The sequence below is a fragment of the Chelatococcus sp. GCM10030263 genome, assembly GCF_042666455.1.
Taxonomy (GTDB): Bacteria; Pseudomonadota; Alphaproteobacteria; order Rhizobiales; family Beijerinckiaceae; genus Chelatococcus.
This window is the reverse complement of the sequence record NZ_JBHTDB010000005.1, coordinates 530706-551943: the sequence shown is the minus strand read 5'-3', so window position 1 is coordinate 551943 and position 21238 is coordinate 530706. Positions and strand designations below refer to the sequence as shown.

The window sequence follows — 21238 nt, the reverse complement described above, 5'->3', positions numbered from 1 at the left end:
GGCGACATCCCTTCCAGGGTATTGAAGCCGGCATGTTCAGCGCGCCGCATAGCCGCCATCCACAAGTAGATCCGTGCCGGTGACGAAGGAGGCATCAGACGAGAGAAGAAAAACCGCGGCCGCGGCGATCTCGTCAGGCGCGGCGATCCGGCCGAGGAGATGGGCGGGGCCGAGCCCCTTATTGGCGGCATCGAGATCGGGCCAGCGCTGCAGCAACCGGGTGGTCGCGACCGCCCCCGGCGAGAGGCTGTTGACGCGAATGCCATCGGCGGCGTGGTCGATGGCCACGGCCTTGGCCAGATGCACCAAGCCGGCTTTGGCGGCGCAATAGGCCACAGCCTTTCCGACAGCCACATGCGCAAATTGGGAGGCGATGAAGACCACCGCACCACCGCCGCCTGCGGCCATTACGGGAATGGCGTATTTGCTGGCGAGAAAGGCACCGGTCAGGCTGACGTCGATCTCCAGCCGCCATTGCTCCTCGGCGAGATCGACCACGGTCCCGTCCAGCGATGGCGCGGCTGCGTTGTGCACGAGGCCGTCGAGACGCCCAAACTGCACCCAGGCCGTGTCCACCGCCCGTTCCACCGACCGCCGATCCGCGACGTCGCAGCAGACGGCCAGGGCGGCCGGGCCCAGCGCTTCGGCAAGCTGAACGACGTCCGACGAGTAATCGGCGCAGACGACCCTGGCTCCCTCGGCGATACAGCGCCGCGCGATGGCGGCTCCGATGCCGCTCGCCGCGCCGGTGATCATGATCACTCTGTCGGCGAGCCTTGTCAGTACCGGATTGGTGGGCTCGGTCATGATGCGAGCACCCGCGACAGGCCCTGTTGCGGCGGAAAGGGGCGCAGGCGAGGAACGAATTGGCCGCGCCCGGGGCACGAAAGCACCTTGCCGTCGTCCCAGACCAGTTCACCGCGCGAGATGGTCATCACCGGCCAGCCGCGCACCACCTGTCCCTCATAGGGCGTGTGGTCGGTAGCGTGATGCAGCATGTCGTTGCCGATGGTGACCACCCGTTCCGGGTCCCAGATGGCGATGTCCGCATCCGCGCCGACGGCGATGAGCCCCTTGCGCGGATGAAGCCCGAACAGGCGTGCCGGCGCGCCCGCGGTCAGATCGGCGAATTTCTGCAGCGATATCCGCCCGCCGTTGACGCCGGCGGAGAACAAGAGCGCGAGACGCGTCTCGATGCCGGGAATGCCGTTCGGGATGCGGTGGAAGGGCGTGTCCGGCCCACCCGCGATCTTGTCCGTATAATTCCAGGGCGAGTGGTCGGAGGTGAAGACCTCGAGCGTGCCGTCGAGAATGCCGCGCCAGATCTCCGGCTGGTTCGACTTGTCGCGCGGCGGCGGCGTACAGACGCATTTGGCCCCGCAGAGATCATGCGTGTCGATGTCCTCGGCCGAGAGGAAGAGATATTGCGGACAGGTCTCGGCATAGACCAGCAGGCCGCGGGCCTTGGCGCGGCGGATTTCCTCGACCGCTCCGGCTGCGGCGACATGGCTGATGAGGATCGGCGTCTCGATAAGCTCGGAGAGGCTAATGGCGCGGAAGGTCGCCTCGCGGTCGCCGATCTCCGGATGGGCCTTCTCGTGATAGCGCAGCTGCGTCTTGCGCGCGGCGATGAAGCGTTCCGTCAGCCAGCGAATGCAGGCGTCGTTCTCGGCATGAACCATCACCATCGCACCCTGCGATCGGGCGACGTCGAGAACGTTCAGCACCTCGTAGTCGTCAAGCTTCAATCCCTCATAGGTCAGATAGATTTTCATCGAGGTGCAGCCCTCGGCGACAAGCGCCGGGATTTCGTCGCGCAGCACCTCCGGCGAAGGATCGCCGACGATGAGATGGATGCCGTAGTCGATATGCGCCTTGGGCCGCGCCCGCGCGTGGTAGTCGTCGACGATCGCGCGTAGCGACTGGCCGCGCATCTGCATCGCAAAGGGAACGACGGTCGTCGTGCCGCCGCAGAGCGCCGACAGCGTGCCGGTGTCGAAGTCGTCAGCGGTCGCCTTGCCCTCCCAGGGCTGCTGGTCCATGTGGCAGTGACTGTCGACCCCGCCCGGCAGGACGAGGCGTCCCGCCGCGGAGATCTCCTCTTTGCCCTCCGGCAGGTCGGCGCCGAGTGCTGCGACCACGCCGTTGCGGATGCCCACGTCGATATCGCGCGTGGCATCGGGCAGCACGACGCGGCCACCGCGGATCACGAGATCGAAAGCTGGCTCGCTCGTCATTCATTCGCTCCGGGAACGAGGCATTCGCGTGTGATGGGGGCGGCGGCCGGAACCATCCTGCGCCGCAGATTGAGGCAGGCGGCGACCGCGACCAGTGCCGCGCCGCTGCCGAGCATCAGGAAAAGCATCTGAGGGGCGAAACGCTCCATCAGCGCGGCGGCGATGCCCGGCGTCAGGATATTGCCGATCGAGTAGAGCAGCAGCAGTCCGCCGGACGCTGCAACCATGTGACGGCTGTCGAGCTGCGAATTGGCAAAGGCGATGCCGACGGGGTAGATCGTCAGGGCCGTTGCGCCATAAGCAAAGAAGAGAAGGTAGAGAAGCGGCACGAACTGGCGCCCGAGCATGATGATGCAAGCACAAAAGGCTGCCGTCAGCGCGCCCTGCACCAGCAGCAAGAAGCGCCGATCGAGCCGATCCGACAGCCAGCCGATAGGCGCCTGGGCAACCAGGCCGCCGATGCTGAAGGCGGTGAGCAATCCGACCGTGGTGGCAGCTGAAAGTTCCACCTTGGCGCCGTAGAAGGGCGTCAAGGCATAGAGATTCATATTGGTCATGCCCGACTGGAAGACGGCGAAGATCGTCACCGGGGCCAGAACGGCGATACGCCACAGACCGAAGCGCTGAAAGCCCGCCGCCGCCCCCTGCTGCGCCCCATCCATGCGTGAAGGCAGAGCCGGCCAATGGCCGGTCAGGCCGCAATAGAGAAAGCCGAGCGACGTCGTCAGGACGCCGATCAGGAACAGATGACTCGAATGAGGGCCCGCGACCTCGATGAGAAGCTGGCCGAAAAATACGGCCAGCGACGTCATCAGCATGTAGAGGGAAAAATAAGCGCCACGGTTGCGATGGTCGGCGTAGAGATTGATCCAGCTTTCGCAAACGACGAACAAAGTCGCCATCGCGAAGCCGTTCAGAACGCGCAGGCAGAACCATGCGACTGCGTCAGCTGTTGCCATATATCCGAAGCTGGCCACCATCGCCAAAAAGCCGACACTGAGGAAAACGGCACGGTGCCCGAAGCGGTTGACCAGAAATGGTGCGGCAAGACACCCAGCTAAAAAGCCGACGGGAAAGCCGGTCAGCAGCAGCTGAACACTCTGCGTGTCGACATCCGGCTGGCTCAGCCTGAGGGAAACAGACGTGGTCAGAACGCTGTTTCCCGTCCCGATCAGGCAGATGCTGGCCATGATCGGTGCAAGCCTGCGCAGCCGCGCGGCTTTCGCCCAGAAGTCGCCGCCTTGGGAGAGGCTGTGCATATTACGCCTCGTTCGCCGCAGCATAGACCGGCGGTTCGACACGCAGTTGCGCTTCCTCGATGTGGCAGGCGATCTCGTGGGTGTCCGACATCTTGCGGGTCGGCGGTGGAACCGTGTCGCAGACGGCGCCCACCTTGCGGTGGCAGCGCGTGGCGAAGCGGCAGCCGGCCGGAACATTGACCGGGCTCGGCGTCTCGCCCGAAAGGCGAATGCGCTCCCGCGGCACCTCATCCGGATTGGGACTGCGGATCGCCGAAATCAGCGCTTCGGTATAGGGATGCGTGCCCCCGCCGAAGACCTCTTCGACGGCCCCCTGCTCCATGACCTTGCCGAGATACATGACGACGACCCTGTCGGCGACATGCCGGACAAGAGCCAGGTCGTGGCTGATGAACAGCATGGTCGTGTGCTTCTCCTTCTGGATGTCGAGGAGAAGGGTGACCACGGCCGCCTGCACCGAAACGTCGAGCGCCGAAACCGGCTCATCCGCCACGATGAGCGAGGGATCGGCGGCAAAGGCGCGGGCGATCGCGATACGCTGCTTCTGGCCGCCCGAAAGCTGGCTCGGCTTGCGGTCGGCGAGCGCCGGGGAGAGGCGGACCATGGCGAGAAGCTCGCGGACGCGCTGCTCGATCGCCGCCTTTCCCTTGCGGACGCCGAATTTCTTGATGGAACGGCGGATCGAATGCGCCGCGGAATGCGACGGGTTGAGCGTGCTGTCCGGGTTCTGAAAGATCATCTGCACGGACTGCAGGAGGCGGCGCGGCCGATCGCGCGCCTCGAGCTCGGCAATATTCTCCCCGGCCATCCGAATGGCGCCGGATGTCGCCCGATCAAGCCCGGACACGATGCGCGCGAGCGTGGATTTGCCACAGCCGGATTCGCCGACGAGCGCCACGATCTCGGCCTTGCGCGCGCTGAACGAAACCGACTCGTTGGCCTTCAACGTCTTTTGCGCAGGGAGCCTGTAGGCTTTGGTCACCTCGGACAGCGTAATCGCGTCCGCCTGCTTGTCGGAATGATCGGCCTCTTTCGGTGCCACGGCCGCCGGCCTTTCCATCACCTGCCATCGCGCACAGCGGACCAGATGGTCCTCGTCCGCCCTCTCCAGATCGAGAGCGGGCGCGTCGCAGAGGCCCTTGGTGAAGCCGCTGCAGCGCGGCGCGAAAAGGCAGCCGGCCGGACGTTCCTGCGGCAGCGGAATGTGACCGGGGATGGCCCTCAGAACACGGCTGCGCTTGTCGCTGTCGATGTCCGGGATGCAATCGATCAGGCCCTGGGTATAGGGGTGGCGCGGATTGCGGAAGAGATCGCCGGTTACCCCCTCCTCCACCATCTCGCCCGAATACATGATGCCGACGCGATCACAGGTCTCGGCAATCAGCCCAAGATTATGAGAGATGAAGAGCAGGCTCGTGGAATAGCGCCGGCGCAGTTCTGCGATGAGGTCGATGACGGCCGCTTCGACGGTGACGTCGAGGCCCGTCGTCGGCTCGTCGAGGAGCAGCAGCGACGGGCGCGCCAACAGCGCCATGGCGATGACCACGCGCTGCTGCTGACCGCCGGAAAGCTGATGGGGATAGCGCTTCAGCATATCGCCGGCATCGGGCAGGCGCACATCGCCGAGCATGGCGGCCGCCATCTCCATCGCCTCTCTGCGGCCGACGCCGAGATGCAGCAACGGAACTTCCGCAAGCTGCGCCCCGATCGTCTTGACCGGGTTCAGTGCGCTCATCGGGTCCTGATAGACCATCGCGATGCGCCGTCCGCGGACCGAACGGAGCTCTTTGGCGCCGGCGCCGACAAGCTCCTTGCCTTCGAAACGAATGCTGCCGCGGGCGATCACGCCGGTACTGCCGAGATAGCCCATGATGGCCATGGCGGTTGTCGACTTGCCGCAACCGGACTCGCCGACCAATCCGTAGCTTTCACCCGGCTTCACGCGAAAGGAGAGGCCGGGAACGGCAACGACCGTATCGCTTTTGCCGCGGAACTCGATCCTGAGATCCTTGACGTCGAGCAACGGATCGAGCTCCGACATGGGCTTCTCGATCGTTGCTGCCCCTTTGAGAGCCGATGCGCTGACATTCATGGCTTCCAGGCCTCGCGCATGCCGTCGGCCAGCAGATTGAAGCCGAGAACGAGACTGACGATCGCGAAGGACGGCGCCAAGGACATCAGCGGCCAGACATTCAGGACGGTCACGCTTTCCTTGACCATGCCGCCCCAGTCCGGATTGGGCGGCGGCAGGCCGAGCCCGAGGAAGCCGAGGATGCCGATGGTGATGATCGTATAGCCGATGCGCAGACAGGCATCGACGATGAGCATGCTGCGGCAGTTGGGAAGAAGCTCCACCAACATGATGTAGAGGGTGCTCTCAGACCTGAGCTTGGCTGCGGCGATATATTCCTGCTCCTTGAGCCCGAGCACCAGGCCGCGGGTGATGCGGCCGATGCCGGGGGCGGAGGCGATCGTCGTCGCAATGACGATATTGATGACGGAGGGACCGATATTGGCGATGAGGATGACGTAGATGACGAGAACCGGGAAGGCGAGGATGATATCGGAGGCGCGGCTGACGACGGCATCGATCCATCCGCCGAAGTAGCCCGCCAACATGCCCAAGGTAATTCCGACGATCATCGCGACCGTGACTGAAAGCGGCGCGACGAACAACACCGTGCGTGCGCCGAATATCAGACGGGACAAGATATCCCTGCCGAGGATGTCGGTGCCGAGCCAATGCGCCGCCGAAGGATTTGGGTTGGCCATCGCCATCACATCGGAATCTGTCGGCGACGGAAGCGGCAGGATGGGTGCGAGCAGCGCAGCCACGACCCAGAAGAGCACGAGGCAGAGGCCGACGACGGCCGTGCGCGAACGAAATATTCGCATCCAGGCTGGGCGCTGGGCGGGTCTCACCGTCCCCTTCTCGACCCGAGCGATACTGTCTTGCAGGGCCATGGTTCACCTCACCCTGATGCGGGGATCGAGGAGCATGTAGCCGAGATCGCCGATGAGCTGCGTCGTGACGGCGATCGCCACGGTGATGAGCGTGGCCGCCTCGAGCGTGGCGATATCACCGAACAAGCTGGCATCGAGCAGCAGGCGGCCGAAACCCGGATAGGCGAAGACGAGTTCGGTGACGACGACGCCGCTGACCAGGAAGTTGATCTGCAGCAACAACACTGTGAAAGGCGCGATCATGGCATTGCGCAGCGCATGCCCGAGAACGACTTTCCTCATGCTCATGCCCTTGAGCACGGCGGTGCGAATAAACGGACGCTCCATGACGCCGATCATCGACACGCGGATCATGCGCGCGACATAGCCGAAATCGTAGATGACGAGCACGGCGACCGGCAGGATGAGCTGGGAGGCGACCGACCAACCGCCGTCCGCGTTGAGCGGGCTCGTGCCGGGCAGGATCGGCCACAGGATCACGAAGAGCGTGACGAGGAAGACACCGGAGGCGAACTCGGGGATCGACGTGAAGGTGATGCATATGACCGAAAGCGTCCGGTCGAGCGGGCTTCCCTCCTTCAACCCGGAGAGCACTCCGAAGATGATCGACAGCGGAATGATGAGAAGAAAGGCGAGGCCGGCGAGAACTGCGGTGTTGCCGAGCCTATCCCAGATCACGTCATTGACCGGCAGCTTGCTCAACGTCGAATAGCCGAAATTCCCGAAATACTGCGCGCCGCGCGGATCCTTGAAGTTGAGCCCCGTCGCGGGATCTTGCAGCGGATCGGGAATGGCACCGACCAGCACGCCGAGCCAGCGCCCGTAGCGCACGATCAGCGGATCATTGGCCTTCAGCTTCTCGGAGAGAATGTCGACCTGCTGCTGGGTCGCGAAAGGCCCGAGCGTCTTGCGCGCCACGCTGCCGGGCGTGAACTCGCAGACCGCGAAGACCAGAAATGACGCGCACAGCATAGTGAGCAGCATCATGACCAGTCGTTTCAGGAGGAATTTCGCCATCGCGCACCAGTCCGCAGAATACATCATCCGTCGCACTCGCCCCGGCGATCGAGCGGGGCGAATGCATCCGAGGTCAGACGGCAACCGCGTATTGATGTGCAAAGATATACTGCGATGGATGGAGCTCGAAGCCCTTGACCTTCTTGTCCATCACCGTCGAGAAAACTCGCCAGAAGGGCTGCACGATCGGCCCGTCGTCCTGCATGATCGCCTCGATCTTCGCCATCACCTTGCTCCGCTCCTTCGGGTCGAGGATGCCCTCGGCCTGAGTGAGGAGCTGATCGAATTCCGGATTGGAATAGTGGGACTCGTTCCAGGCGGCGTTGGAGCGATAGGCGAGCGACAGCGTCATGATGGCGAGTGGCCGGTGCCCCCAAGCGGTCAGGCTGAATGGAACGCTGGTCCACACCTCCCAATATTGGGCGCTCGGCAGAGCCTTGAGGTTGATCTTGACGCCGATGTCGGCGAACTGCTGTGCGAGAACTTGCGCGGTGTTCAGCTCCCAGATCGGATCCGGGCGCGTCACCATGTCGAATTCGAAGCCATTAGGATAACCGGCTTCCGCCAACAGCTTCTTCGCCTTGGTAATGTCGCGGCCATATTTGGGAAGCACCGCATATTCGGGATGCGACGGCGCCACGTGGTGATCTTCCGCCGGCGTGCCAGCACCGAGCAGTGAGGTCTGGATCACCTTCTCACGATCAATCGCATAGCGCATTGCCTGGCGGACGCGCTTGTCCTTGAACGGCCCGGCATCTGGGTGCATGCGCGCCACGACCGTCTGGGTGGTTTCGACTTTGTGGACGGCCACATGCGGGAAATTCTTCATTGCATTGACCTGCACGGCATCGGCTTCCGACAGGCCATCGACCTGCTTGGAGGCCATCGCCGCGATGCCCGCGCCCGGGTTGTCGCCCAGATCGACATATTCGAAGGTATCGAGGTAAGGTCCCGTGCCCCAGTAATCAGGCCGCGCCTTGTATTTCGCACCCTTACCTACCGTATATTCGGTGAGTTCGAACGGGCCCGTGCCATTGGCGCCGGGGCCGAAGGCACCATTTTCCTGCGGATCGAGAATGAACATCGGATAATGGAAGAGATGTTCGGGCACGGCGATTTGCGGCGCGAAAGCGTTGAGACGCACCGTGTAGTCGTCCACCTTTTCGATGGCATTGTCGGCCCAGAGCTTGCTGGACTTCTTGGGATTGCCTTTATCGTCCTTCTCGCCGGTCTCGTATTCCTGGACCAGGTAGCCGGTGAAGAGGCCGAGCATGGAGGAGCCGACCGCCGGATCGCAGACGCGCTTCAAATTCCAGACGACGTCATCGGCCGTGAGGGACCTGCCCTTGCGCCATTTCACATCCTTGCGGACATGCAGCGTCCAGGTCTTGAGATCCTCGCTGACCTCCCATTTCTCGAGCAGATAGGGATGCGTGATGTTGCGGCTATCGGTGAAGGTCAGATATTCGCAGACTTGGCGGACGACATTGGATCGCTCGGCAAAGTCGACGGCATGCGGATCCTTGATTTCCATGCAACGCATGCCGATGCGCAGATTGCCGCCTTTCGGCATGTCGCCAGCCGGCGCGGCACGGGCAGGGCTCGGAATGCCGGCGAGCGAATAGGCCGCCGCAGCCGAGACGCCGAGAAGGGTCGCCTTGCGCAGGAAATCCCTGCGGCCGATCTCCCCGCGAGACAGCTCGTCAACGAGCGTGGGGATATAGGGGTGCTGCTTCTTGTCCAAGATCGTCTCCCAACTGTCGCACATCGTTCCCGTCTGGCTTGTCACACCCGGCGGCAGTGCCGACCGTCCGGGTTTGCTGCGAAACTTTGTCCGTCAGCGCGTTCTGTCGAAAAAAACTAGAAGCGTTCAGCCGTCTAAAATATGCACAAACACGACGTTCTCTCTGCGCTATCCGACATCGCTGATTCTTTCCGCATCAGCTGCTCCGACGGCTGATATTTCGGGCAGTCGACGCGCCGTCACGCCGCGCCCGAACAGTGCCTTTCGCGTGGTCGTCGGACTCTCCCGGAAGTGCTGGCGATAGAAGCGGCCGAAATGTGACGCGGATTCATAGCCGCAGGCGTCGGCGACCTCGGCAACGGCGAGTTCCGTATGCGTCAGCAGTTCGCGTGCGCGCGCCATACGGAGCTCGATGTAGAACTTGGAGGGGCTCTTTCCGAGATGGGCATGGAACAGCCGCTCGAGCTGTCGGGTCGATAGATCGACATTTTCGGCAAGGACGGCGATCTCGACCGGATCATTGAGGCTCGCCTCCATGCGCCGGATGACGAAGCCGACCTTGGCATGGCGAATACCGAACCGGTCTTCCGGCTCCAGCCTTTGCACGTCGTCCTGCCTGCGTATGCGGGGATGATTGAACTGGTCGGAAATTTGCGATGCGAGCTCACGGCCCTCGGCCGCCGCGATCAGATAGAGCATCATGTCCAGCGTCACGGTGCCGCCCGACGACGTCAGAAATCGCCCGTCGATGGCGAAAATGTCATCCGTCGCCAAGCAATTCGGAAATTCGCTGCGGAAGCTTGCGAGCGCCTCCCAATGAATAGCGCAGCGCCGACCTTCCAGGAGGCCGGCCTTGGCAAGGAAGAAGACCGCCGTGCTGACCGCACCGAGAACGCACCCCTCCGAATAGATCCGCCTGAGCCAGGCAAAGACATTGGCGTCGTAGGACTCGGCGTAGTTGATGCCCGCGAACAGGATGACGACGTCGCAGCGGGGGCCTTTCGCCATCGCCGTGTCCATGTCGAAGCCCAATCCGCTACTCGATCGGACATGTGCTCCGTCTGCCGAGATCAAAACCCATTCGAAGACCTTGTTCTTCGCCAGCCGATTACCCTGGCGGAGCGAATCCAGCGCCGCAGAGAAGGTCATCAGCGGAAAATCCGGAATCAGGAAGAAGCCGATCCGGATCGGCCGTCTGCCTTGCGCCAGTTGCTGCAGCGAAAAGGACTGTCCAGACATCGCGTGCACCGCCCACCATCAACACACCTTGCCGGACCGCGGCTTCGACGAGGCCATCCTCGCGGTGCGACAAAGATCAGGCCATCGAGGCGGCATTCGCTCGATTTTATTCCGCGAAAAGCCAGCGCCGGAAGCGTTCGCGGACCCGATCGATATGCACCGTCATGGCCTGGCGCGCCTCGTCCGGCTGGTTCTGCCCGACAGCCTCCAACACGGCGATATGCTCCCGTGCCTGCTGCTCGAAATTCTTTTCCATACGCACGAGATGGCACATTCGCGCCTTGTCCCGCAGATTGCGGATGTACTGCGCGAGCAAAGACTTGCCGCTCGCGTCCGCAATGAAATAGTGGAACTTGTCGTCGTAGTCCCAAAAATCGTCGAACTCGATGCCTGGATTCTGCAGAACGGCCACGCTCTTGCGGAGCATGTCGTCCACGCTCCCAGGCGTGCTGCGATAGGCCGCCTGCGCGGCCGCCTCGCCTTCGAGCAGCCGACGGATGACGAGGATCTCCATCAGTTCCTCGACAGCGACCTGCCGGATGACGATGGTGCCGTTGGACAGGCGTGACACGAGCCCCTCGCCGACCAGGCGATTGATGGCAGCACGCAGCGGAGTTCGGGAGGCGCTGATTTGCTCGGCAAGCTTCCGCTCGGTGAAAACCTCTCCCGGCCCAAGCTCGCGGGCCAGGATGAGGCTTCTCAGATACTGGTAAGCCTGTTCGGAAATTCTCGTCTGATCACGCGAGGTCGCCAAGACACCGTCGCCTTCCACGGTCGATGCTGCGAATGGGTCCACTCCCTCGTAACCCATCATGGCGCCGTCAGCAATACCACTGGGGTCCCACTGGCCCTTCGTCTCAGAAGTCGTGATGTGCAACGGCAGCCGGCGCCTGAATTAGCACTTTACAAACGCGCCCTCCGCGATCAAAAATCCCCCCGTGCCCCGCTGGTATCCCAACGGGATTCATTGGAAGGATGATGCGTGAAGCGTTTCGTGCGTCCTCTCACTCAGTCCGAGTTCGGGGCTTTCGGCGACGTGATCCAGCACTATGGCGGCGAGCGGCGCCATCGGCTGTCGATCGATTTCTGTGGCGAACACAACCCTATGCGGCAGGCGTTCTGGGTTTCGAAGGTTTCGACCGCGACGGATCTGCCGAACAGCATTGGCCAACTCGAACGGCACCCGCTTTCGGACCAAGCTTTCGTGCCGTTGAACGCCGTTCAATTCCTGGTGGTCGTATGCCCCAGCCGGCCGGACGGCATGCCCGATATGGAGGCTTGCGAGGCTTTCGTCGCCGGCCCCGGACAGGGCATCATCTATCGCCGCAACGTGTGGCACGCGCCACTTTCGTCCTTGACCGCGCCAGCCGAGTTCTTCGTTACAATGGGCGTGGCGGATAACGCGACGAATGACGAGTTCTGTGATCTGCCGTCACCACTGCACATCGCGCTTGAGGGCGGACACGCATGAAACCTGTCGTTCATCTCGATAGAGATTTTATCGGCTACGGACCCCAGCCCGTTGATCCACGATGGCCCGACGGCGCACGTCTTGCGCTGAACTTCGTCATCAATGTCGAAGAGGGTTCAGAGCCCTCCGTCGGCGACGGCGATGCGATTACCGAAAGCGCGCTGACGGAAGGCGGATCCGGCAGTTTTCCCGGCCGCGACCTCGCTGCAGAATCGATGTTCGAATACGGAAGCCGCGTCGGCTTCTGGCGCCTCGCCCGGCTGTTCGAGGAACGCGGCCTGCCCGCCACGATCATGGCCTGCGCGCTCGCGCTGGAGCGCAATCCCGAGATCTGCCGCTATCTGCGTCAAAGCAGCTTCGATGTCTGTGCCCATGGCTGGCGCTGGGAACACCACCGCGGGCTGTCGGTGGAAGAAGAGCGCGAACGCATCGCATCGACCGTCAAGAGCCTCGAGGCGACCGTCGGCCGGCGCCCGGATGGCTGGTATTGCCGCTATGGGCCGAGCGTCAATACGCGCAACCTCCTCGTCGAGGAGGGTGGTTTCCTCTACGACAGCGACGCCTATAACGACGAGCTGCCCTATTGGGTGAGCGTCGAGGGGAAAAACCATTTGGTTGTCCCCTATAGCCTCACCAATAACGATGCCAAGTTCATGCGCGGCGCGATGGCGACGTCGGACGACTTCTTTAACTTCCTGCGTGACGCCTTCGATATGCTCTACGCCGAAGGAGAGCGCACGCCAAAGATGATGTCGGTGGGCCTGCATCTGCGGATCACCGGTCACCCCGGCCGCGCCGCGGGCCTGCAGCGCTTTCTCGATTACGTCAAGCAACACCAAGACGTGTGGATCTGCCGGCGTGGCGATATTGCGCGGCACTGGCATCAACACCATCAGCCAACATGACGACAACACTTAAAAAAGGGGAATGTAATGATCAGAAATACAGTGAAGGCCGTCGCACTATCGGCCGTCTTTGCCACCGCCCTCGCGGCGGGAACGGCAGCCCGCGCTGAGGACCATCCTCAGGATAAGCCGCTCGTCGTCGGATCGGATTTCGGCGTAGCGCCTTGGATGGTGCGCGGCACCAATGGGCCCGAAGGTTTCGGCGTCGATCTCATCACCGAGATCTCGAAGCGCATCGGCCGCCCTTCCGTCGAGGTGATGGATATCAACTTCTCCGGCCTTTTCGCTGCGCTCTTTTCCAAGCGCATCGAATTCACCGTGAATCCCTTGAATATCACCAAGGAACGCGCCGAGAAGATGCTTTATACGGAGCCCTTTTTCGCGACCGGAAACGGCTTTCTCGTGCGCAAGGGCGAAAAGCTCGCCGGATTCGATGGCCTGAAGGGCAAGATCCTCGCCGTCAACCGGGGGACGATTTCCGATACCTGGGCGACGGAGAACGCGGCCAAATACGGCTTCGAAGTCCAGCGTTACGAGACCTTCCCGGATTCCGTGCAGGCGGTCATCACACAACGTGCCTTCACGGCCCTCAATGAAATTCCGACCACCGTCTATGCAGCCAGCCAGAACCCGGCGATCGAGGTCGGCTTCAAGGATTTCAATGGGCGGAATTTCGGTTACGCATTCCGCTACGACAGCGAAGACTATCGAAACAAGGTCGAAACCGCCATCGAGTGCATGAAGCAGGACGGCTCCATGGCGAAACTCTATGAAAAATGGTACAAGGAAAAGCCTGCGGAAGGAACGTCGTTGACGACGGTCTATGCGGGATATGGCGCCCCTGGCTTCAAGGGCTATGACGACAAGCCCCACGAGCTGACCTGCAAGTGACATGACACGAGAACCGGCGCGGCGATGCCGCGCCGTCTATGTTGCAGGATGTCATGGACCAGATCCTCGAGAACTACTTCAACTGGCCGATCCTGGTCGCAGCCTTCCCCGAGGTTCTGCAGGGCTTCTTCGTCACCGTTGAAGTTGCGCTCTGCGTGATCGTGATCGGCGTCGCCGTGGGGCTTGCCTTCGCGCTGCTGCGCTGCACCGGCAGCCGCCTGCTCGGTGCGCTGGTGACAGCTTATGTCGAAGTGTTCCGGACACTCCCCCAACTCGTCATCATCATCTTCGTCTATTTCGGACTTCCCTATCTCGGCATCCGCTTCTCCCCGTTTCTTGCCACGGCGCTGGCGCTCGCCGCTGTGCTTGCAGCATTTTCAGCCGAGATCTTCTGGGCGACCATCATGGCCGTTCCAAAGGGCCAGTGGGAGGCGGCCTCGTCCCTCGGTCTGCCGCAACGGCGCGTATTGCGCCTGATCATTCTGCCTCAGGCAATCCGGCTCGCCGTCCCCTTGATCACCAATCGCTCGATCGCCATCACCAAGGGCACGGCGCTCGGCGCCGCCATTTCCCTGCCGGAAGCGCTGGGAAGCGCCCAGAGCGTAATGTCCATCCAGGCAAATCCCTCCCCGCTCACGCTTGCGACAGGGTTCTATCTCGCCTTCTTCATACCGCTCGTGTGGCTCAGCCGAGTGATCGAAAAGCGGTTTGCGAAAGGGCACTGAGGCGCGTCATGGAACTCTTCCTGCAGAATTTCGTGAGCATTCCGTCGCTCCTGCGGATCTATCCGCTGCTTCTGCAGGGGCTTGAGCTCACGATTCTCCTCGCGCTCGTGGCGCTTCCGCTATCGGTCTTCACGGGGCTGACCGTTGCTGTCTGCTACAGCTTCGGGGGAACGGCGTCGCGCCGGCTGGTCATCCTCTTGATCGACCTCCTGCGCTCCTTCCCGGTGCTCGTCCTTCTCGTGCTGATCTATTACAGCCTGCCGTTCCTGGGGCTCACCCTCAGCAGTTTCACGGCAGTCGTTGCCGCACTCGTCATCAACAATACCGGCTATTTCGGCGAGATCTTTCGTGCCGGCCTCATGTCGATACCGGAGGGGCAGCACGAGGCGGCGGCAGCGCTGGGCCTGCGTCGCTATCAGACGATGGTGCTTGTCGTTCTGCCCCAAGTCCTCAGGAAGGTCGTCGCTCCCTTGGCGAGCAACTCCCTCGAGCTTGTGAAGGCAACCTCCATCGCCGCGGTTGTCGCCCTGCCGGAACTGCTGCGCTCGGCCCGGGTCGCGCAGGAACAGACCTATAACCCGACGCCGCTCACGGCTGCGGCAGTGATCTTCTTCGTCATGCTTTGGCCTTTCTCCCACTGGGTATCGCGGCTGGAGAGACAGGCCATCATCGGAAGCGCGAAGCGATGAGCATCGCCATCACCGGCGGGACCGGCTTCGTCGGCCTGGCGCTCGCCGAAGCGCTTCAAAATGCCGGTCACCCTGTTGTGCTATTTGGCAGCGCTCCCCTCCCCACCCGCTTCGCCGACGCTTTTGCGGAGGCAGCGACCTTCGTCGGCGATGTCCGCGATCCGAAGGGCATCGACAGCCTGCTCGATACCTGCGCGCCCGCAGCTGTTGTCCATCTCGCCGCCGTCACGCCGGATCGCGAGGTGGAGATGTCGGATCCTGCGGCCGTCATCGGCGTCAATGTCGGCGGCATCGCCAATGTGATGCGCTCGATGGCACGCCTGCCGGCGCGGCCGCGGCTCATTCTCGCGAGCAGCGTCGCCGTCTACGGCTTTGACGAGCCGTTGACCGGATCCTTCGACGAGGACTACACGCCGCTCAAACCCGTGAGCCTTTACGGCATCACCAAATTGGCGGCGGAACAAACAGCCGTGCGGCTCGCCGAACTCTATCAGATCGATCTGCGGATCATCAGGCTCGGGCCGGTTTTCGGGCCATGGGAACATGCAACGGGATTGCGACCTCTGCTCAGCCCGCATGCTCAAGTGCTCGACGTCTGGAGCAGGGGCGAGGAAGCGATCCTTCCGCGCGCGCTCCTCGGGGATTGGCTCTACAGCCGTGACGCCGGACGAGGGATAGCGGCCGTCCTGGAATCCGACCGGCTTCATCACACCGTCTACAATCTCGGCGGCGGCGTTTCGACGAGCGTCGCGGACTGGTGCGAGCGCCTTGGAGCCTCGCCACTGTCCCGTGGCTGGCGACTGGCGAGGCCTGGAGAAGAGCCGAACATCCTGTTCAGCTTGCCCCGCGACCGCGCCCCCCTGGATATCCATCGCATAACGGCGGACACGGGGTATCGCCCGGCTTATCCGGGTGGCCGGGCCGTCGAGGATCACCTGGCCTGGCTGCGCGCGACCAGCAGTCCGGGAAGCTGACCACAGGAAAAGAACATGCGCCTCGCGAATAAGACCGTGATCGTCACGGGAGCCTCATCCGGCATCGGGCGGGCCATCGCGCTGCTCTTCTGTCGAGAGGGCGCGAATGTCGTTGCCGTCGACATAACCCCGGATGTGGTCGAAGGCGGTGAGCCGGTCATAGGGTCGCTGACCGCCATCAACCCGCAGGCGGTCTTCCTTCAGGCCGACATCTCCCGCGCCGATGATGTCGAGCATGTCGTCGCTGACAGCATCGCTCGCTTCGGCAGGCTGGATGTGCTAGTCAACAACGCGGCCATCCACGGCGCAACGCCCTTGCTGGAAACGGACGAGGAGAGCTGGGACCGCGTCATGGCGGTCAATCTCAAGGGGGCCTATCTCTGCAGCCAGGCTGCTATCCGCCGCATGCTGCAGCAGCCGATCGAGAACGATGTGCGTGGCCGGATCGTGAATATTTCCTCGCAGCACGGCATGGTCTCGGCACCGGGCGATTTCGCTTACGGCGTCAGCAAGGCGGGTCTCGTCTATATGACCAAGCAGATCGCCGCCGACTATGCGGCCGACCATATCATCTGCAATGCCGTTGCCCCGGGCAAGATATTGACAGGAAAGTCCGGGCGGGCGGTCGCGCCGGACATGCTCGACTATTCCCGCCGCCGGACGCCGATGCCGCGCTTGGGAACACCGGCAGATGTTGCCAATGCTGCCCTGTTCCTGGCGAGCGACGAGGCGACCTATATCACCGGGCACAATCTGCTCGTCGACGGTGGCTGGATGGCCGCTTGACGGCCACTTTGCTGAATGATCGCGATTTGGGCAGCAAAGCGACGGCCCCAGGCTGCACTGCACGTCGTGCAAGGATCACCAGAGCTTGCCGATCGGGGCCTTCACGATCTCGATGAGATCGATCGGGCCGCCGGGATAGTCGTCGTCGAACAGGCCGATGACGAGCCGTCCTGTCATCACCGCGAGGCAATCGAGATTGGTTCGGCCGGAGAGGCGCACCGGCCCGTCGCGATGAGGCGTGTGGCCATGGACGATATGGCCGCGCGGGTGCTGACAATCCTGGTCGCGCTGCCAGCGGTGCCACAGCAGGGTTCGCTGCGACTGCTCGTCGGTCGGCGCAGTCGGGTCGACGCCGGCATGCACGAAGATGCGATAGCGGTCGACATGTAGCGTCGGTCGGCTTGCCATCCAGTTCACATGGGCTTCGGGGATCTGGCGCATGCCGCCGTAGGAGAGCACCGTCTCGGTTCCTCCGTTTTCGAGCCACAGGTCGCGCTTCAAAGGCGTGTGCAGGGCCTCGACCAGCATGTCCTCATGATTGCCCTTGAGGCATATCCAGCGCCAGGCTGGCGGTGGCCCCGCGATGAGCCGCTCGACGACTTGCCTGCTTTGCGGTCCGCGGTCGATATAATCACCGAGAAAGACCACCGTGCCGCTCTCCGCATCGTGCTCTATCGCGCCAAGTGCAGCCTCCAGTAGATCGTATCGGCCGTGGAGATCGGGCACGGCATAGGTGCGCGGCATGACGTCCTTCCGGTGTTGGCTCGGCCTCCCCGGTCGCGGATGCGCCGGCGAGGGTCTCAGCCTCCTATCTTACCACTCCAGCGCGCCGCGGCGTGATGCTTCTGGAGAGCATCAGGGGTTCGGCGACTCTGGAGCGATCGGACGCGCTCCGCTAAAACGGACGCATGCTCGATTGTGCAGGCGAGATTCTCATCCTGACGGGCCCGCCCGGATCCGGAAAGACGACGACGGCCGAAGCCCTCGCCCAAGAGCCGGGGTCCGCCAAGGTGCATCTTCACGCCGACGACTTCTGGCATTTCATCAAGCATGGCGGAATCGCGCCCTATCTGCCTGAAGCTCATGAGCAGAACAAAGTGGTGATCGATGTCCTGGCAAAGGTGGCAGAGGGATATGGCGGCGGCGGCTACTTCGTCGTTGTAGATGGCATCATCGGACCCTGGTTCTTGCTACCTTTCAAGGCACTGACTGCGCCGGTCCATTATGTTGTGCTCCGCCCGCCGCTCGAAGTGGCCATCCAGCGGTGCCGCGCGCGCGGTGGCGGCACGCTGAGCGATCCCGAGCCTATCACCGCGCTCTACCGGCAACTCGCTTCATTGGGCGAGCTCGAGCGGCATGTTCTCCGAACGGAAGGGCATAGCCGGCAGGACATGCTGCGTGAGGTGATCGCGGCGGTGCAAAGCCGGACTTTTCTCCTGTCGCCGTGACGGCATACGTGAGCCGCTGATCATCCACTGGTTGATCCAAAGTTCACTCGCCAAGCGGAACCGCGGCCGATGTGCGCTCCCGCACATCGTGGCTGTTTGGAACTCGTCCAGTTTGAGAGTCCTGCTGCATTGCACGCGCGAGCTCCTATCATTGGCCCGCGCGTGTTTTAATTCATCCCCTCCATATTGCGAGACCCACCATGGTCAAACTCTCGATCAATGGGACCGTCAAGGAGCTCGACGTCGATCCGGACATGCCTCTTCTGTGGGCGATCCGCGATCACCTCGACCTGACAGGGACCAAATTCGGCTGTGGCCAGGCGCTGTGCGGGGCATGCACCGTGCATCTCGACGGCCAGCCCATCCGCTCCTGCCAGACGCGCGTCGGCGACGTCGGCGACGGCAAGATCACGACCATCGAGGGCGCGTCCGGCAAGGTGGCCGAGGCCGTGCAGGCCGCCTGGCGCGAGCTCGACGTGGTGCAATGCGGCTACTGCCAGTCCGGGCAGATCATGTCCGCCATCGGGCTTCTCTCGTCGACGCCCAAGCCGACCGATGCCGATATCGATTCCGCCATGGAAGGCAATATCTGCCGCTGCGGCACCTATCAGCGCATCCGCGCCGCCATCCACGATGCCGCGAACCGGCTCGGCTGAGACGGGAGAACCCACGATGTTCGCGAAACCGCTCGACACGGCCGCCCTCGCCACCACCTCGCGCCGCGCCTTTCTCAAGGGCTCGGGCGCGCTCGGCGGCGCCCTGGTGCTCTCCACCTATCTGCCGCTGCGCCAGGCCAAGGCCGCAACCTTCGCCGACCCGCCGCAACCGAATGCCTTCATCCGCATCGCGCCGGATGACAGCGTGACCGTGCTCATCAAGCATCTCGACATGGGCCAAGGCACGACGACGGGGCTCACCACCATCGTTGCCGAGGAGCTCGACGCCGACTGGGGGCAGATGCGCTTCGCCTTCGCTCCGGCCGATGCCAAGCTCTACAACAATCTCGCCTTCGGCCCCATGCAGGGGACCGGCGGCTCGACCTCCGTCGCCAATTCCTGGGAGCAGCTCCGCAAGGCGGGCGCGGCCGCACGCGCCATGCTCGTCGCCGCGGCGGCCGAGACCTGGAAGGTGCCGGCCGGCGAGATCACCATCGAGAAGGGCGTGCTGCGCCATTCCTCCGGCAAGACCGCCCGCTTCGGCGAGCTTGCGGCCAAGGCCGCGACCCTGCCGCTGCCAGCCGACGTGAAGCTGAAGGATCCCAAGGACTTCAAGCTCATCGGCACGCGCCTGCCGCGCCTCGACTCGGCCGACAAGACCGATGGCAAGGCGATCTACTCCCTCGACATCCGCAGGCCGGGCCAGCTCACGGCCGTGGTGATGCATCCGCCGCGTTTCGGCGGCAAGGTGAAGAGCTTCGACGCCGCGGACGCCAAGAAGGTTGCGGGCGTCGTCGATGTGGTCGCCATTCCCTCCGGTGTGGCGGTCGTCGCCAAGGACACCTGGTCGGCCATGAAGGGCCGCGAGGCGCTCAAGGTCGAATGGGATTTGGCAGGCGCGGAGAGCCGCTCCACCGATGCGCTCATGGCCGAATACAAGGCGATGGCGCGAGAGCCGGGCCTCAAGGCCGCCGCCCGCGGCCAGGCGGACCCGGTCGCCGGCGCGGCCAAGCTGCTCGAGGCCGAGTTCGAGTTCCCCTATCTCGCACATGCCCCGATGGAGCCACTCAACGGCGTCATCGAGCCCACGGCGGAGGGGGCCACCATCTGGACGGGCTCGCAGTTCCAGACGGTGGAACAGGCGACCGCCGCCAAGATCCTCGGCCTCAAGCCGGAGCAGGTGACGATCAATACGCTCTTCGCCGGAGGCTCCTTCGGCCGCCGTGCGACGCCGACCGCCGACTATGTCGCCGAGATGGCCACGATCCTGAAGGCCACCGGCATGAAGGCGCCCATCCACCTCCTGCGCACGCGCGAGGACGACATGCACGCCGGCTATTACCGGCCGATGGTCTACCACAAGGTGCGCGCCGGGCTGGATGGCGCCGGCAACCTGGCGGGCTGGGAGCATGTCATCGTCACCAAGTCCATCATGAGCGGCACCATTCTGGACATGATGGTGAAGGACGGCATCGATTCGACGAGCGTCGAAGGCGTCTCCGACATGCCCTATGCGGTGCCGAATTTCCTCGCCACCGTCCACAACGCCAAGGAAGGCGTGCCGGTGCTGTGGTGGCGCTCCGTCGGCCACACCCATACGGGCCATGTGGTCGAGGCCTTCATGGACGAACTCGCCCATGCCGCCGGCAAGGACGCGGTGGAGTTCCGCCTGGCCATGCTGAAGGACCACCCGCGCCATGTCGGCGTCTTGAAGCTCGCGGCGGAGAAGGCCGGCTGGGGCGAGAAGCTGCCGCAGGGCAAGGGGCGCGGCATCGCCGTGCACGAGTCCTTCAACAGCTATGTCGCCATGGTCGCTGACGTCAGTGTGGACAACGGCCAGGTAAAGATCGACCGGGTCGTGGCTGCGGTCGATTGCGGCATCGCCGTCAATCCGGACGTGATCGCGGCCCAGGTCGAAGGCTCGGTGGGCTTTGCCCTCTCCGCCGTCCTGCGCAACAAGATCACCATGACGGATGGCGAGGTGGAGCAGGCGAATTTCGACACCTACGAGCCGACCCGCATGTCGGAGATGCCGAAGGTGGAGGTTCACCTGGTGAAGTCCACCGAGGCGCCGACGGGGATCGGGGAGCCGGGCGTGCCCTGCCTCGCCCCCGCCATCTCGAATGCGATCTTCTCCGCAACGGGCAAGCGGCTGCGCTCGCTGCCGCTCGATCTCGCGAGCCTCAGCGGCACCTGAGCGAATGGTTGGACGGGGCGGCCGATCGCGGTCGCC

The 21238-nt window shown here is 63.4% G+C and carries 20 protein-coding genes; 10 read left to right on the top strand and 10 right to left on the bottom strand.

Annotated elements, in window-relative coordinates; genetic code table 11:
- Nucleotides 1-36: 36 nt before the first annotated feature.
- The 9 genes from ACFQU1_RS12870 to ACFQU1_RS12830 all read right to left on the bottom strand — a co-directional run bounded on the left by ACFQU1_RS12870 (nucleotide 37) and on the right by ACFQU1_RS12830 (nucleotide 11214).
- Nucleotides 37-807 carry an SDR family NAD(P)-dependent oxidoreductase gene (locus ACFQU1_RS12870; RefSeq protein WP_378133079.1) on the bottom strand — a complete coding sequence of 257 codons (771 nt, stop codon included), beginning with the start codon at nucleotides 805-807 and terminating at the stop codon, nucleotides 37-39.
- Nucleotides 804-2237: a dihydropyrimidinase gene (gene hydA, locus ACFQU1_RS12865; protein ID WP_378133077.1), complete on the bottom strand. Its 1434-nt coding sequence runs from the start codon at nucleotides 2235-2237 to the stop codon at nucleotides 804-806. The genes ACFQU1_RS12870 and hydA overlap by 4 nt, the downstream gene beginning before the upstream one ends.
- The gene (locus ACFQU1_RS12860; protein WP_378133075.1) at nucleotides 2234-3496 is read right to left on the bottom strand and encodes an MFS transporter; all 1263 of its coding nucleotides are present in this window, start codon (nucleotides 3494-3496) and stop codon (nucleotides 2234-2236) included. Before ACFQU1_RS12860 ends, hydA begins: the two co-directional genes overlap by 4 nt.
- 1 nt (nucleotide 3497) lies before the next feature.
- A complete protein-coding gene (locus ACFQU1_RS12855; protein WP_378133073.1) occupies nucleotides 3498-5588 on the bottom strand; it encodes a dipeptide ABC transporter ATP-binding protein in 2091 nt (696 codons plus the stop codon).
- The gene (locus ACFQU1_RS12850) at nucleotides 5585-6460 is read right to left on the bottom strand and encodes an ABC transporter permease (protein WP_378133071.1); all 876 of its coding nucleotides are present in this window, start codon (nucleotides 6458-6460) and stop codon (nucleotides 5585-5587) included. The genes ACFQU1_RS12855 and ACFQU1_RS12850 overlap by 4 nt, the downstream gene beginning before the upstream one ends.
- Nucleotides 6461-6463: 3 nt before the next feature.
- On the bottom strand, nucleotides 6464-7477 hold the full coding sequence (locus ACFQU1_RS12845) for an ABC transporter permease (RefSeq protein ID WP_378133069.1): 1014 nt from the start codon (nucleotides 7475-7477) through the stop codon (nucleotides 6464-6466).
- Between the two features lie 73 nt (nucleotides 7478-7550).
- Complete coding sequence (locus tag ACFQU1_RS12840) at nucleotides 7551-9221, bottom strand: ABC transporter substrate-binding protein (RefSeq protein ID WP_378133067.1); 1671 nt, start codon at nucleotides 9219-9221, stop codon at nucleotides 7551-7553.
- Between the two features lie 168 nt (nucleotides 9222-9389).
- The gene (locus ACFQU1_RS12835) at nucleotides 9390-10460 is read right to left on the bottom strand and encodes a GlxA family transcriptional regulator (protein WP_378133065.1); all 1071 of its coding nucleotides are present in this window, start codon (nucleotides 10458-10460) and stop codon (nucleotides 9390-9392) included.
- A gap of 106 nt (nucleotides 10461-10566) precedes the next feature.
- Nucleotides 10567-11214: a GntR family transcriptional regulator gene (locus ACFQU1_RS12830; RefSeq protein WP_378133063.1), complete on the bottom strand. Its 648-nt coding sequence runs from the start codon at nucleotides 11212-11214 to the stop codon at nucleotides 10567-10569.
- Nucleotides 11215-11442: 228 nt separating this feature from the next.
- Here ACFQU1_RS12830 and ACFQU1_RS12825 point away from each other — a divergent pair, with 228 nt between their 5' ends.
- The 7 genes from ACFQU1_RS12825 to ACFQU1_RS12795 are packed head-to-tail and all read left to right on the top strand — an operon-like array spanning nucleotide 11443 to nucleotide 16901.
- On the top strand, nucleotides 11443-11931 hold the full coding sequence (locus ACFQU1_RS12825) for an ureidoglycolate lyase (protein ID WP_378133061.1): 489 nt from the start codon (nucleotides 11443-11445) through the stop codon (nucleotides 11929-11931).
- The gene (locus ACFQU1_RS12820) at nucleotides 11928-12836 is read left to right on the top strand and encodes an allantoinase PuuE (RefSeq protein WP_378133059.1); all 909 of its coding nucleotides are present in this window, start codon (nucleotides 11928-11930) and stop codon (nucleotides 12834-12836) included. The genes ACFQU1_RS12825 and ACFQU1_RS12820 overlap by 4 nt, the downstream gene beginning before the upstream one ends.
- 27 nt (nucleotides 12837-12863) lie before the next feature.
- Nucleotides 12864-13727 (top strand): substrate-binding periplasmic protein, encoded by an 864-nt coding sequence (locus ACFQU1_RS12815; RefSeq protein ID WP_378133057.1) that lies wholly within the window; start codon nucleotides 12864-12866, stop codon nucleotides 13725-13727.
- Nucleotides 13728-13780: 53 nt separating this feature from the next.
- Complete coding sequence (locus ACFQU1_RS12810; RefSeq protein WP_378133055.1) at nucleotides 13781-14452, top strand: amino acid ABC transporter permease; 672 nt, start codon at nucleotides 13781-13783, stop codon at nucleotides 14450-14452.
- An 8-nt stretch (nucleotides 14453-14460) separates the two neighbouring features.
- A complete protein-coding gene (locus tag ACFQU1_RS12805; protein WP_378133053.1) occupies nucleotides 14461-15141 on the top strand; it encodes an amino acid ABC transporter permease in 681 nt (226 codons plus the stop codon).
- Complete coding sequence (locus tag ACFQU1_RS12800) at nucleotides 15138-16115, top strand: NAD-dependent epimerase/dehydratase family protein (RefSeq protein WP_378133051.1); 978 nt, start codon at nucleotides 15138-15140, stop codon at nucleotides 16113-16115. Before ACFQU1_RS12805 ends, ACFQU1_RS12800 begins: the two co-directional genes overlap by 4 nt.
- Before the next feature lie 15 nt (nucleotides 16116-16130).
- Nucleotides 16131-16901: an SDR family NAD(P)-dependent oxidoreductase gene (locus ACFQU1_RS12795; RefSeq protein ID WP_378133049.1), complete on the top strand. Its 771-nt coding sequence runs from the start codon at nucleotides 16131-16133 to the stop codon at nucleotides 16899-16901.
- 75 nt (nucleotides 16902-16976) lie between these two features.
- On the opposite strand, the gene ACFQU1_RS12790 is transcribed toward ACFQU1_RS12795, so the two are convergent.
- Entirely contained in the window at nucleotides 16977-17645 is a 669-nt protein-coding gene (locus ACFQU1_RS12790; protein ID WP_378133047.1) for a metallophosphoesterase family protein, read from the bottom strand.
- Between the two features lie 164 nt (nucleotides 17646-17809).
- Here ACFQU1_RS12790 and ACFQU1_RS12785 point away from each other — a divergent pair, with 164 nt between their 5' ends.
- The 3 genes from ACFQU1_RS12785 (at nucleotide 17810) to ACFQU1_RS12775 (ending at nucleotide 21202) form a co-directional block, all read left to right on the top strand.
- Nucleotides 17810-18349, top strand: coding sequence for an AAA family ATPase (locus tag ACFQU1_RS12785; protein WP_378133045.1), 540 nt, complete (start codon nucleotides 17810-17812; stop codon nucleotides 18347-18349).
- 200 nt (nucleotides 18350-18549) lie between these two features.
- Entirely contained in the window at nucleotides 18550-19005 is a 456-nt protein-coding gene (locus tag ACFQU1_RS12780) for a (2Fe-2S)-binding protein (RefSeq protein ID WP_378133043.1), read from the top strand.
- A 16-nt stretch (nucleotides 19006-19021) separates the two neighbouring features.
- Nucleotides 19022-21202 carry a molybdopterin cofactor-binding domain-containing protein gene (locus ACFQU1_RS12775; RefSeq protein WP_378133041.1) on the top strand — a complete coding sequence of 727 codons (2181 nt, stop codon included), beginning with the start codon at nucleotides 19022-19024 and terminating at the stop codon, nucleotides 21200-21202.
- Nucleotides 21203-21238 lie beyond the last annotated feature (36 nt).